Origin of the sequence: Actinomadura sp. NPDC048394 (assembly GCF_040651755.1) — a bacterium.
Taxonomy (GTDB): domain Bacteria; phylum Actinomycetota; class Actinomycetes; order Streptosporangiales; family Streptosporangiaceae; genus Spirillospora; species Spirillospora montaniterrae.
In genome coordinates this window covers 17043-29173 of record NZ_JBEZJL010000007.1, presented here as the reverse complement: position 1 = coordinate 29173, position 12131 = coordinate 17043, and the positions used below count along the sequence as shown (strand labels likewise).

The 12131-nt window shown below is 73.0% G+C and carries 11 protein-coding genes; 3 read left to right on the top strand and 8 right to left on the bottom strand.

Annotated features, from left to right (window positions below):
* Positions 1 to 152 precede the first annotated feature (152 nt).
* Complete coding sequence (locus AB0C78_RS06170) at positions 153 to 1046, top strand: alpha/beta hydrolase (protein ID WP_360742430.1); 894 nt, start codon at positions 153 to 155, stop codon at positions 1044 to 1046.
* Positions 1047 to 1111: 65 nt separating this feature from the next.
* Here AB0C78_RS06170 and AB0C78_RS06165 read toward each other — a convergent pair whose 3' ends face one another.
* A complete protein-coding gene (locus AB0C78_RS06165; RefSeq protein ID WP_360742427.1) occupies positions 1112 to 1990 on the bottom strand; it encodes an alpha/beta hydrolase in 879 nt (292 codons plus the stop codon).
* 108 nt (positions 1991 to 2098) lie between these two features.
* On the opposite strand from AB0C78_RS06165, the gene AB0C78_RS06160 reads away from it, so the two are divergent.
* On the top strand, positions 2099 to 4096 hold the full coding sequence (locus tag AB0C78_RS06160; RefSeq protein WP_360742424.1) for a BTAD domain-containing putative transcriptional regulator: 1998 nt from the start codon (positions 2099 to 2101) through the stop codon (positions 4094 to 4096).
* 346 nt (positions 4097 to 4442) lie between these two features.
* On the opposite strand, the gene AB0C78_RS06155 is transcribed toward AB0C78_RS06160, so the two are convergent.
* From AB0C78_RS06155 to AB0C78_RS06140, 4 genes are all read right to left on the bottom strand, one after another.
* Positions 4443 to 5708: a class I SAM-dependent methyltransferase gene (locus AB0C78_RS06155; protein WP_360742421.1), complete on the bottom strand. Its 1266-nt coding sequence runs from the start codon at positions 5706 to 5708 to the stop codon at positions 4443 to 4445.
* Between the two features lie 91 nt (positions 5709 to 5799).
* Positions 5800 to 7167, bottom strand: a complete 1368-nt coding sequence (locus tag AB0C78_RS06150) for an FAD-binding oxidoreductase (protein WP_360742418.1) — start codon at positions 7165 to 7167, stop codon at positions 5800 to 5802.
* A gap of 210 nt (positions 7168 to 7377) precedes the next feature.
* Entirely contained in the window at positions 7378 to 7899 is a 522-nt protein-coding gene (locus tag AB0C78_RS06145; RefSeq protein ID WP_360742415.1) for a DUF1707 and DUF4870 domain-containing protein, read from the bottom strand.
* A 35-nt stretch (positions 7900 to 7934) separates the two neighbouring features.
* Complete coding sequence (locus AB0C78_RS06140; RefSeq protein ID WP_360742412.1) at positions 7935 to 8765, bottom strand: polysaccharide deacetylase family protein; 831 nt, start codon at positions 8763 to 8765, stop codon at positions 7935 to 7937.
* A 172-nt stretch (positions 8766 to 8937) separates the two neighbouring features.
* Here AB0C78_RS06140 and AB0C78_RS06135 point away from each other — a divergent pair, with 172 nt between their 5' ends.
* Positions 8938 to 9309, top strand: a complete 372-nt coding sequence (locus AB0C78_RS06135) for a hypothetical protein (RefSeq protein WP_360742409.1) — start codon at positions 8938 to 8940, stop codon at positions 9307 to 9309.
* Positions 9310 to 9649: 340 nt separating this feature from the next.
* Here the strand turns inward: AB0C78_RS06135 and AB0C78_RS06130 are convergent, their stop codons facing one another.
* From AB0C78_RS06130 to AB0C78_RS06120, 3 genes are all read right to left on the bottom strand, one after another.
* Positions 9650 to 10255, bottom strand: coding sequence for a TetR/AcrR family transcriptional regulator (locus AB0C78_RS06130; protein ID WP_360742406.1), 606 nt, complete (start codon positions 10253 to 10255; stop codon positions 9650 to 9652).
* Between the two features lie 147 nt (positions 10256 to 10402).
* A complete protein-coding gene (locus AB0C78_RS06125; protein WP_360742403.1) occupies positions 10403 to 11410 on the bottom strand; it encodes a DUF4192 domain-containing protein in 1008 nt (335 codons plus the stop codon).
* A 61-nt stretch (positions 11411 to 11471) separates the two neighbouring features.
* Positions 11472 to 11969 carry a phosphoribosyltransferase gene (locus AB0C78_RS06120; protein WP_151544774.1) on the bottom strand — a complete coding sequence of 166 codons (498 nt, stop codon included), beginning with the start codon at positions 11967 to 11969 and terminating at the stop codon, positions 11472 to 11474.
* Positions 11970 to 12131 lie beyond the last annotated feature (162 nt).

The window sequence follows — 12131 nt, the reverse complement described above, 5'->3', positions numbered from 1 at the left end:
GTCTCGATGCTAAGCGACGACGAAATCCGATGTAAATACGTATTCAGACACATGTATCCGTAGCGATGCCGTCACATGACCGGCACCCCCGCCGAGCCGCCGGACACCGGCCCGGGGTAGCGTCGCCCCGGGATCAAGGAGGCGAACACCGCATGGGCGACATCACGACCGGTTCGGTCAAGGCGAACGGCCTGGAATTCGGCTACCTCGCGGCGGGGCCGGAGGACGGCCCGCTCGCGCTGTGCCTGCACGGCTTCCCCGACTCGGCGCACACCTGGCGGCACCTGCTCCCCGAGCTCGCCGCCGCCGGCTACCGGGCGGTCGCCCCCTTCATGCGCGGGTACGCGCCCACCTCCGTCCCCGAGGACGGTGCCTACCAGGGCGGCGCCCTCGCCGCCGACGCCAACGCCCTGCACGACGCGTTCGGCGGCGGCTCCGACGCCGTCGTCATCGGGCACGACTGGGGCGCCTTCGCCACCTACGGCGCCGCCGCCGCGGCCCCCGACCGCTGGCGCAAGGCCGTCGCCATGTCCGTCCCGCCCATCTCGGTGATGGCGACGGCCTTCTTCGACTACGAGCAGCTCAAGCGCTCGTTCTACATCTTCGTGTTCCAGACGCCCCTGGCGGAGGCCGCCGTGAACCGCGCCTTCATCGAGGGCCTGTGGCGCGACTGGTCCCCCAAGGACGCCGGCTACGCCGCCGAGGACGTCGACCACGTCATGGACTGCCTCCGCACGCCGGACAACCTCTCCGCCGCGCTCGGCTACTACCGCGCCATGCTGGACACCTCGCGCCACATCGAGCGTTATGCGGCCGAGCAGAAGGCGGCCACCTCGGTCGGCGTACGCCCCGTCCTGTACCTGCACGGCGCCGAGGACGGCTGCCTGGGGCCCGACATCGTCGTCCCCGGGGACGATCTCAGCGGCGTCCTGGCCGGGCTCCCCGCCGGCTCGCAGGCCGAGCTCGTCCCCGGCGGCGGGCACTTCCTCCAGCTCGACCGCCCCGCCGACGTCAACCGCCGGATCCTCGCCTGGCTCTCCTCCTAACCCTCAGCGCCCAGCTGGGGGGAGGACCCCCCAGCAAGAACGCTGAACCGTTCCCTTGCCAGCGCTCAGCGGTCCATGAGCTCGCGCAGGGTCTTGGCGATCTCGGCGGGCGCCTGCTCGGCCATGAAGTGGCCGTAGTCGACCGTCCCGTGCACCAGGTCCGGCGCCCACGCCGACCACAGCGCGCGCGCGTCGAAGCCGAGCGCGGCGCCCCAGTCCTGCTGCAGGACCGTCACCGGCATCCGCAGCTGGTTACCGGCGTCGCGGTCGGCCTGATCGTGCTCGATGTCGATGCCGGCGGACGCGCGGTAGTCCGCGACGATCGACGGGACGGCGGCGCGGCAGGCGTCCAGGTAGGCGGCGCGGACGTCGGCGGGGATCGCCTCCGGGTCCGCACCCCAGACGTCGAGGAAGTGGCCGAAGAACGCGTCGGCGGTCGCGGCGATCATCTGCTCGGGCAGGCCGGGCGGCTGCGCCATCAGGAAGAGGTGGAAGCCGACGGCGGCGCTCACCCCGTGCATGGCGTCCCACATCTCCAGCGTGGGCAACACGTCCAGGGAGGCCAGATGCGTGATCGTGTCCGGGTGGTCCAGGCCGGCGCGGAAGGCGACCAGGGCGCCGCGGTCGTGTCCGGCCAGCGCGAACCGCTCATGCCCGAGCGCGCGCGCCAGCGCGACGATGTCGGCGGCCATGGTGCGCTTGGAGTAGGTGTCCGGGCCGTCCTCCGCCGGCTTGTCGCTCGCACCGTATCCGCGCAGGTCAGGGACGATCACGGTGTGGTCGGCGGCGAGGTCGGCGGCGACGTGCCGCCACATCAGGTGCGTCTGCGGGAAGCCGTGCAGCAGCACGATCGGGCTGCCCGAGCCGCCGACGGCCACGTTCAGGGACACGCCGTCGGCGACGGGCACGCGCTGGTAGTCGAAACCGCTGATGGTCGTGGTCATGAAGGGGTCCTTCTCTCTCGTCGATCGGTTATCCACAGATTGCCGTCCGCGAATGAGCATCCGGTCAGCGCGCTAGCGTGAGGTCGCAGGGAGTCACCGGGGAGGGGCATGCCAGTGGGGGTCGTGTTCGGGGTGCTGGGGCCCGTGACGGCCTGGGACGCCGCGGGCGAGCCGATCGCGTTGAAGGGGCCGCGGCACCGGGCGGTCCTGGCCAGGCTGATCGTGGCCCGGCGGCGCGTCGTCCCGGTCGGGCTGCTCGTCGAGGATCTGTGGGACGTCCCGCCGGAGGGGGCGGTCGGCGCGGTCCGGACGTTCGTGGCGGCGCTGCGCCGGGCGCTGGAGCCCGGCCGTCCGCCGCGGACGCCGTCCCGGCTGCTGGTCACCGAGGGCCCCGGGTACGCGCTGCGCGCCGGGCCCGGGCAGGTGGACGCCTGGCGGTTCGAGGAGGCCGTGTCCGACGCCGCCGACCTGCCGCCCGACCGGGCGCAGGCCCGGCTGGACGAGGCGCTGGGCTGGTGGCGCGGCCCCGCCTACGCCGACTTCGCCGACGAGCCCTGGGCCCGGGCGGAGCGGTCCCGGCTGGCCGAGCTGCGGCTGCACGCGGTGGAGCGGCGGGCGCAGGCGCGGCTCGACGCCGGGCTGGCCGCCGAGACCGTCCCCGACCTGGACGCGCACGTCAGCGAGCATCCATGGCGCGAGTCGGGCTGGCGGCTGCTGGCGCTCGCCCTGTACCGGACGGGCCGGCAGGCGGACGCGCTCGCGGTGCTGCGCCGGGCCCGCGACATCCTGGCCGGGCAGCTCGGTCTCGACCCCGGTCCGGAGCTGCGGCGCATGGAGGCGGACGTGCTCGCGCAGGCCCCGGGCCTGGACCGTCCCGCCGAGCCGGAGTCGGCGGCGGCGCGGCTGTGGACGCGCGCCGCGGCCGACTACGACCGCACGGTCGCGACGGGGGCGCGCACGCGGCTGGAGTCGACGGTCGGCCTGCTCCGCGACCTGGCGGTGCGCGGGGGCGGCGGGCTGGAGGCCGCCCGGGGGCACCGGCTGGCGGCCGTCGCCGCGGCGGAGGAGTTCGGCGACCCCGAGCTGACCGCCCGGGTGATCGGCGCCTACGACGTCCCGGCGAACTGGACGCGCAGCGACGACCCGGAGGCCGCGCGGCAGATCGTCGCGGCGGCCGAGCGCGTCCTGCCCCGGCTGCCGCCCGGGCCCGCGCACGACGCGACGCGGGCGCGGCTGCTCGCCACGATCGCGCTGGAGATGCGCGGCACCCGGTCGCCGCGGGGGCCGGAGGCCGCCGCCGAGGCGGAGGCGATGGCCCGCGACCTGGACGACCCGGCGGTGCTGGCGTTCGCGCTCAACGGCGCGTACATGCAGTCGTGCACGCGGGCCGGGCTCGCCGCCCGCCGCGACGCGATCGGCGCCGAACTCGTCGACCTGTCGGCCCGGCACGGCATGGTGACCTTCGAGGTCCTCGGCCACCTCGTCAGGCTGCAGGCGCGCAGCGCGCTCGGCGACTTCACGTCGGCGGACGGCCACGCCGCCGCCGCCGACCGGCTGGCCGAACGCCACGAACTGCCGCTGGTCGGCGTGTTCACGCGGTGGTACGCCGCGCTGCGGGACGCCGCGTCCGGGCGGGCCACGGTCGCGGAGACGGAGGCGGCGTACCGGGCGGCGGCCGCGCACCTGGAAGGCGCCGGGATGCCCGGCCTGTCCGAAGGCCTGCTGCCCCTCGCACTGCTGAGCGCCCGGCTGAACTCGCGGCCGACCGGAGGTCAGGGCCTGGTCTCGGTAGACCTGGAAGATGACTGGGGGCCGTACCGTCCCTGGGCCGAACCGCTCGCCCTGCTGAACGCCGACCGCGGAGAGGAGGCGCGTACGGCCCTGCGCGCACTGCCGCAGCCGCCCGCGGACCTGATGTACGAGGCGATGTGCTGCCTCGAGGCCGAGGCCGCGCTGGAGCTCGGCGACGAACCCGTCCTGCGGCGTGCCCGCGACCGTCTCCGGCCCGCCGCCGGAGAACTCGCGGGCGCCGGAAGCGGCCTGCTGACCCTGGGCCCCGTCGACACCTGGCTCACTCGCCTGGACGCCGCGTTGCACGAGACCTGACCCGCCCCCGCACGCCCCGCTCCCCCGACCGGAAGAGCCGCCTGCCAGGCCGAACGCACACCCCCGACCACACACCCGCCTTGCGCACGCGAGCGGAGGACGCGCACGGTCAGCGCCGGCGCGGGGCGGATGACGCCGGCGCGGGGCGGAGGACGCCAGCGCGGGGCGGATGACGGCGGCGCGGGGGGATGACGGCGCTGCGGGGATGACGGCGCTGCGGGGATGACGGCGCTGCGGGGATGACGGCAACGCGGGGATGACGGCGGCGCGGGGTGTCAACGGCGACGGGCCGGCCGGAGTGTTCCGGCCGGCCCATCAGCGGCGTTTCGCGGGAGCGCTCGCGGCGTCACACGCCCCAGTCGGGACGCAGCGGCATGTGGCTGCGTCCGTCCTCGTCGAGCTTCACGCCCAGGGTCTGGTGCAGCTGGATCCAGTTCTGGTTGAAGCCGAGCACGCAGCCCGCCATGTAGACCCGCCACACCCGGGCGGTGCCCTCGCCGACCTCGGCGACGGCCTCGTCCCAGTGCTCGTCCAGGTTCCGGCACCAGCCCGTGAGCGTCCGCGCGTAGTGCTCGCGCAGGTTCTCCTGGTGCCGGATCTCGAAGCCCGCGTCGTTCATCTGCTGCTGGACGTACCCGGGGCCCTCCAGCTCACCGTCCGGGAACACGTACCGGTTGATGAACCCGTTCTCCTTGCGCGGAGGCGCCAGGTTGTCCGGGCGGGTGATGGTGTGGTTCAGCATCCGCCCGCCGCGCTTCAGCTTCCCGTACAGGAACGAGAAGTACGACGGCAGGTTCTTCTTGCCGATGTGCTCGGTCAGCCCGATCGAGCTGATCGCGTCGAAGCCCGTCTCCGTCACGTCCCGGTAGTCCAGGTGCCGGACCTCCGCGAGGTCCGACAGGCCCCGGTCCGCGATGGCCTTCTGCGCCCACTCGGCCTGCTGCTTCGACAGCGTCACGCCGAGCGCCTTCACGCCGTACTCCTTGGCGGCGTGCATCACCATGCCGCCCCAGCCGCAGCCCACGTCCAGCAGCCGCATCCCCGGCTTCAGCCCGATCTTCTTGGCCACCAGGTCGTGCTTGTGGAACTGCGCCTCCTCCAGCGTCGAGTGCTCCTCGGGGTAGCACGCGCACGTGTAGGCCATGGACGGCCCCAGCACCCACTCGTAGAACGTGTTGGACACGTCGTAGTGGTGCGAGATGGCCTTCGCGTCGCGCCGCTTGGAGTGCCGCAGCCACGACGGGATGCGGCTGAAGGGGGCCTCCTGCGGCGGCGGGTCCAGCCGGCGGGACATCGCCGCGCGGAGCAGCGGATCCCCCAGCACCCCGCCCACGATCCGCGCCTTGTCCCGCGGCGTCACGTCGCTCAGCACCTGCTGCATCGTCGTCAGCGCCTCGATCATGTCGCCGTCGACGTCGATCATGCCGGTGACGTACGCGCGGGCCAGCCCGAGCGCCCCCGGCGAGTGCACCAGATAGGACACCGCGTAGGGCGAGCGCACGTCGAACCGGATGGGCGCGCCGGGCACGCCCGACCGCGAACCGTCGTACGCCGTGAACTCCACTGGCGCCTCAGCCCCGGCGAGCTGCTCGAAGACCTTGGCCAGCGTCATCTTGATCCTCCTGTCTCTTCGCCCCGGACGGGACGACGATGGTCGACCACCGGCCCGTCCGGGGCCCCACCCCCGAATCCGCGGACGCCGGTCAGCGTCCGCGCACGCACTTGTCGTAGAGGTCCAGCAGCCGCTCGCCGGGGTCGTACTCCCCCTTGAGCCGCCGGTAGGTCTCCCCGTCGTAGTACCGCCAGAACTCGTCCCTGCTGTAAAAAGCGGTCGAGTACAGGGACTTGTGGCCGTCAAGCTTGGCGACCTCGCGCTCGATCAGCCGGTTGTGGTACTCCGGGATCTGCCCCGGAGGCAGCCGGACCGTCCCCCAGAACCCGGCGTTCACGTACGGGCGGCCGACCTCCAGCGGATACAGCGGCCACTGCTCCTTCGCACGGAGCGGGCACAGCCAGATCGGGCTCATCCCGATCTTGTCGTGGAAGAACTCCAGGAACTCCGGCAGCCGCTCGACGGGCACCTCGATGTCCTGGATGACGTCCTCGCGCGGGCGCAGCCCCCGCCACCGCTCCACGCGCGCGAGCAGCTGGTAGCGCCGGTCGTAGGCGACCATCTTGCGGTACACGTCGGACCGCTTGTACTTGTCCGGCCACAGCCGCCGGACGGTCGGGTTCTGCACGCCGAACGCGCCCGAGCACCAGAACCAGTCGGTGTCCCAGCGCCAGATGTAGTCGCGCACCGTCAGGAAGTCGACCGAGCGCTCCTGGATCGACCGGTAGTAGATCCCCTGGCCGGTGTAGTCGGAGGTGTAGGGCGCGTCGTCGGCGAAGAAGCCGAGCGTGATGTACTGCTCGTCCGCGCCGAAGACCGTGCCGTCGACGAAGTCGACGGTCTCGCCCTCGTACACGCCGGACTCGGTGATCTCGCCCATCGCCTTCGCGAGCTCCGCCGCGTCCCGGTACCGCAGGTGCCGCAGCCGGACGTACGGCTTCACCGGCCGCAGCTCGATCTTCAGCCGCAGGCTGTAGCCGAGCGTCCCGTAGGAGTTCGGGAAGCCGTAGAACAGGTCGGCGTGCTCGTTGTCGCGCGTCGCGGTGATGACGCGGCCGTCGCCGGTCAGCACCTCCAGCTCGAGGACGCCCTCGTGCGGGAGGCCGTCCCGGAACGACGTCGACTCGATGCCGAGCCCCGTCACCGCCCCGCCCAGCGTGATCGTCTTCAGCTGCGGGACGACGGTCGGCATCAGCCCGTGCGGAAGGGTCGCGTCGACCAGGTCCTCGTAGGTGGTCATGCCCTGGACCTGCGCGGTCCGCTCGTCCGCGTCGACGCTGAGCACCCGGTCGAAGCCGGACACGTCCAGCCCCGGGGCCGCCGAGGGGTCGCGCCACCGGAACAGGTTCGAGGTCTTCTTCGCCAGCCGCACCGGCGTGCCGGCCGGGATCGCCTCGTACGATCGCCTGAGCGCCTCCACCGCCCGCTGGTGATCGCCCTTGAGCGCAAGCTCCGTCATCTACCCCTCCCTTGCATAGTTAATCCATGATCCCATGTACCGTCCACATAACCCGGACGTTAGGGTCATCACAGGTAGGAGGGGGAATAAAGCCACGGCCATGATCATGTGCGGTCCGGTTCCTCGGGGCGGGCCGCCGGCGGGGCGGCCAACGTTGACCTTTCCCCCGCCGTCCGCGCCGACAAACCCGTCCGGGCCGTCCGCGGGCCGCTACTTCACCAGCCGCAGAATCCACGGGTAGCGGAAACCGCGCCCGGCGAGCGCGAACACCGCCGCGATCGCCGACAGGATCCACGTCACCCCGTACAGCGCGCCCCCGACGCCGAACGTCACGATCGTGATCAGCAGCAGCGTCACCTGGAGGTTCAGCGCCTCCATCGCCTGCCGCCGGATGTACTCCGAGCGTTTGCCGCTCACCAGCATCAGCACCAGCGGGCCCACGAACAGCGTCGGCACCGCGACCGCGTGCGCCGCCGCGGCGAGCATCCGGTCCTCCCCCGTCGGCTCCGCGAGTTCCAGGCTCTGCCCCGCGCGCCCCCGCACCGGCTCAAGATCCCGGGTGACCGCCGCCAGGTCGTCGCGCGTCTTCGACGTCATCGCCAGATGCGCGCGCATGTCGAACTCGTCGTGGTCGAGCCTGCCCTCGGCGTACGCGTCCTGGAGCTGCCGGACGACCGCGTCCCGTTCGGCGTCGGAGACCCGCAACCGCCCCACCGCGTCAGTGCTGTCCATGTCTCCATGCTGAGCGGCGCGCGCGCCGCCGACCATCAGGGAAGACCCTGACGATCCCCTGAGTCGAGCCGGAGGTACTCCTTCCCTGGGGTGAGCGTCCCGCCGAACAGGTCCGGCACCGTCACGAACGAGTACCCCTCCGCCGCCAGCCTCTCGATGATCGTCGGGACGGCCGCCACCGTCGTCGGATGGATGTCGTGCATCAGCACGATGTAGCCGGGCTTCACCGCCTTCAGCACGCGCCGCTCGACGTACTTCGTGTCGTGGTGCTCCCAGTCGAGCGGGTCGACGGTCCAGAGCACCTGCGCCAGCCCCATCTGCCTGGTGATGGCAGTCAGCCGCTTCGACAATGACCCGTAGGGCGGCCGCAGCATGGTCGGCGTGAAGCCGGACGCCTGCCGGATCGCCTCCTGCGTCCTGGTCAGCTCCGACATGATCTTCTTCGTGGACGCGCGGCCGAGGTCGGCGTGGGTGTAGCTGTGGTCGGCGATCTGGTGCCCGGCCTCGTGCTCGCGCCGCACCAGCTCGGGGAACTTGGCGGCCTGCTCCCCGACGATGAAGAACGTCGCCCGCACATGGTGCGCGGCGAGGATGTCCAGCAGCCGGCCCGTGCTCTCGGCGGGTCCGTCGTCGAAGGTCAGCGCCACGCACTTGGCCCGCAGGCAGTCCACCCGCGGCGGCGCGGGCGGCGGCGCCTGCCGGCGCGGTGCGCCCTTGCGGCCTGCGTGCCCGGCCCCGCCGGCCGGCGCTGACGCCGCGGCGAGCCCCACCCGCGGCGGCCCCGGGCCCAGGGTGCTCAACGCCCCGCACACGGTGGCCGCCAGCACGGCGACGGCCGCCCGCCGGACCGCAATCGGCCCGTCCATCAACACCCCCCGCTGTTGATCTCCCAGGCCCGGCCAGTCTAGGGTGCTGTGCCCGGCTCGCCGGGGACGCCGCCGCTGTGTCGGGAACCCGGCCGCGCCGCGTGTTCGTTGTCCGCAGACACCCGACCAGGTCCCGTTCCCCCTCCGGGGCCGCCCGACGACAGGACAGGCGATGAGGTTCCGGGACCGATTCGGCATCCGCCGGCACCGCGGCACGACGGTGGCCAAGCTCGACCGGGAGGCCACGGCCGCCGACATCGAGGCGCTGATCGCCTTCGCGCGCGACCGCCGCGGCGTCGAGTTCTACATCGAGCCGGAGACCTTCGCCACCGACACCACCGCGGTCGCGGTCGCCCACGACGGCGAGTGGACCCGCCGCCGCGTCGGCTCCCCCAAGGTCATCGGCAAGGTCGCCCGCGACCTCGGCGTCCCCGCCTACGACGTACAGATCGTCGGCTACCCGCCGCGGATGCGCGCCTGGAACGAGCGCAACCGCGACCGCCGCATCGACCCCGGCACCCCCGGCCAAGCCGTCCGCCCCTAACCCAAGCCCCCCGAGACGCGCGGCCCCCGGAACCGTCCGGCCACGGGCCACCCCGCCGCCCCAAGCAAGCTGGCCGCCCTGAAGCGTCCAGCCACCTAAGATGCGCGGCCCGCGGAGCCGCCCGACCCCGAGGCGCCCCGCCGCCTTATGGCGGCTGGCCGCGGGGAGCGGCCCCGCCTCGACACACACGGCCGCTCTGAGGCGTCCGGTGTCACCCGAGACGGCTGGCCGGCTCGAGGTGCGCGGTCGGCCCAGGGCGCTTGGCCCCTGAGGCGCCCGGCCGTGAGGCGTCCCGTCGTCCTAAGTGAGCCGGCCGCCCGGTCCTTGAGGCGTGCGGGCTTTAGGGGGTGGGGTGCTCTTTGGTGTCGGGGGTGGGGGGTGGCCAGTTGCGGAGGAGGGTGTCGATGGCGTCCAGGGACCGCTGCCAGGACGTGTCGACGTCGCGGGCCGCGCGCGAGTGGTCGAAGCCGCCCGCCTCCTCCAGGCTCACGTAGCCGTGGAAGACGCTGCCCAGCAGCCGCACCGCGTCCGTCTGGTCCGGCTCGGCCAGGTCGTAGCCGCGCAGGATCGCCCGCATCATCTCCGCGTGCCGGCCGGCGGCGCTGGCGGCGGCCGTCTCGGGGTCGAGCCGCAGCCGCGCCGCCGTGTACCTCCCCGGATGCTCCTTCGCGTACTTCCGGTAGGCGCCCGCGAACGCGACCAGCGCGTCCTTGCCCGCGCGGCCCGCGAGCGCGCCGGCGGCCTCGTCCGCGAGCTCGGCGAGCGCCAGCACGGCCACCCGCGCCCTGAGATCCTGGACGTTCTTGACGTGCGAGTACAGGCTCGCGTCCTTGACGCCGAACCTGCGCGCGAGCGCGGACACCGTCACGTTCTCGAAGCCGACCTCGTCCGCCAGCTCCGCCGCCGCCCGCGTCAACAGCTCCGCGCTCAACCCGGCCCGCGTCATCCGCCCCCCTCACTGACCATCCCCCCAACCTAATCTCCCTAGGCAACCCGCTCCGCACCCCCACGCAACCCCGCCCGCGCGTTCCTTGCTGGGGGCGCCGGCAGCTCGGTGGGTGGCCAGGTGGGATTGGTTGAGGGGGAGGTTGGGTTAGCTGGCCTCTTGGGTTGGTTCGTGGTAGGCGGCGGCCAGTTGGTCGGGGGTCATGCCTATGCGGGCTTGGGCGGGTGGGACGCCGGCGTCGATCAGGCTGCGGAGCAGGACGGCCATGGAGTACGCGGGGTCGGCCTCCAGGGCGCGTTCCAGGGCGACGTTGGCCAGGCCGCCGTCGCCTGCGGTGTAGGCGGCGAAGGCCAGCAGGGACGCCGGGGCCGGGACGTACGGGGGTTCGACGCGGCGGAGGACGTCGCGCCAGAAGGCGATGTCGGCGGCGGGGGCGTCCTCGTCGATGCGGATCCACGCCTCGTCGCGGACGCGCAGGTCGGTGAGGAGGAAGCCGAGCCGGGCGACGTCGTCGTCGGTGGGGCGGGTGCGGCCGCGGGCGCGGGCGAGGATGCGGGGGACGTGGTCGAGGCCCTCCTCGGTGGTGCGGGAACGGAACCGGGACGCGGGTTCGCGGGCCCATCGCAGGAAGCGTCTCTCGGCTCGCTCGGTGGCGCGGCGCATGGATTCGCGGGCCAGGCCGCCGACCGGCTGGACGGAGCGGACGAGCTCGTCGCGGTCGGCGAGGGCGACGTGCCCGGCGAGCGTGGCCTGCGCGGCGATGAGGCTGGTGGAGATGTCGTAGGGAGTGCCTTCGGCGGGGCAGCAGCCGTCGGTGCAGGTGAGGGACCACCAGCGGCCGTCGCAGACGCGGACGGATTCCAGGACGTCCACGCCGGCGGCGGTGAGGGCGGCGGCCATGGAGCCGGCGGAGCCTTCGACCTCGCCGGCCGGGCCGTAGCCGAGCAGGAGCGCCTTGCGGAACCCGTTGCCGGCCAGCAGCCCGGCGACGCGTTCGCCGGCCGCGGCGGGGACCGGTAAGTCGAGCCGGACCGCGCAGGTTCCGTGCGGGCCGTCGTGGCCGATGACGACGAGGCTGCGGGAGGGGTGGAACCCCAGCAGGTAGGGAACGGCGGCTATGGCGTCCTGAGCGGAGCGGATGACCAGTGCTGTCATGCCGTCGACACTGGCAGCCGGGCCCGGCGGGGCGAAAGCGCCGCCGAGAATGTGGATAACTTCAGGCGTCGAGGATCTGCTGCGGCCGGCTGACGACGGGCGGCTCGGTCGACCAGGGGAAGTTGATCCAGCGGTCGGTGTGCCGCCAGACGTACTCGCACTTGACGGTGGAATGCGGCTTCTCGTAGACGACGGCGCAGCGGACATCGGCGACGTGGTCGGCGCAGAAGTCGCGGACGAGCTTGAGGGTGGCGCCGGTGTCGGCGACGTCGTCGGCGACCAGGACCTTGGCGCCGGACAGGTCGACGGCGTTCGGCACGGGCGGGAGCATCACGGGCAGGTCGAGGCGCTGGTCGACGCCGGTGTAGAACTCGACGTTCATGACGTGCAGGTTCTTGACGTCGAGGGCGTAACCGAGGGATCCGGCGACGAACAGGCCGCCGCGGGCGATGGACAGGATCAGGTCGGGCCGGTAGCCGCTGGCCGCGATCTCCTGGGCCAGCTCGCGGCCGGCGGTGCCGAACAACTCCCAGGTTAGGACTTCTCTTTCAGCAGACACGGCCCCTATCTTGGCCGACCCTCCGCAAAGGGCGTCAACCGGACCCGGCGGAGGCCGGCGGCGGGACGGCCGGGCGGTCCTCGTCGGGCCGAACCCGGGCGCGGGTGTCCGCCGCGGGCTGTAGCGTTGGGCGACGTGCCCGCCCCTGATCTGCTGACCGAC

Excerpts from the sequence above, each read along its gene's own strand:
- AB0C78_RS06130 (WP_360742406.1), bottom strand. The coding sequence starts at position 10,255 with ATGACGCGGGCCGGGTTGAGCGCGGAGCTGTTGACGCGGGCGGCGGCG.
- AB0C78_RS06170 (WP_360742430.1), top strand. The coding sequence starts at position 153 with ATGGGCGACATCACGACCGGTTCGGTCAAGGCGAACGGCCTGGAATTC.
- AB0C78_RS06140 (WP_360742412.1), bottom strand. The coding sequence starts at position 8,765 with ATGGACGGGCCGATTGCGGTCCGGCGGGCGGCCGTCGCCGTGCTGGCG.
- AB0C78_RS06135 (WP_360742409.1), top strand. The coding sequence starts at position 8,938 with ATGAGGTTCCGGGACCGATTCGGCATCCGCCGGCACCGCGGCACGACG.
- AB0C78_RS06125 (WP_360742403.1), bottom strand. The coding sequence starts at position 11,410 with ATGACAGCACTGGTCATCCGCTCCGCTCAGGACGCCATAGCCGCCGTT.
- AB0C78_RS06165 (WP_360742427.1), bottom strand. The coding sequence starts at position 1,990 with ATGACCACGACCATCAGCGGTTTCGACTACCAGCGCGTGCCCGTCGCC.
- AB0C78_RS06145 (WP_360742415.1), bottom strand. The coding sequence starts at position 7,899 with ATGGACAGCACTGACGCGGTGGGGCGGTTGCGGGTCTCCGACGCCGAA.
- AB0C78_RS06155 (WP_360742421.1), bottom strand. The coding sequence starts at position 5,708 with ATGACGCTGGCCAAGGTCTTCGAGCAGCTCGCCGGGGCTGAGGCGCCA.
- AB0C78_RS06160 (WP_360742424.1), top strand. The coding sequence starts at position 2,099 with ATGCCAGTGGGGGTCGTGTTCGGGGTGCTGGGGCCCGTGACGGCCTGG.
- AB0C78_RS06150 (WP_360742418.1), bottom strand. The coding sequence starts at position 7,167 with ATGACGGAGCTTGCGCTCAAGGGCGATCACCAGCGGGCGGTGGAGGCG.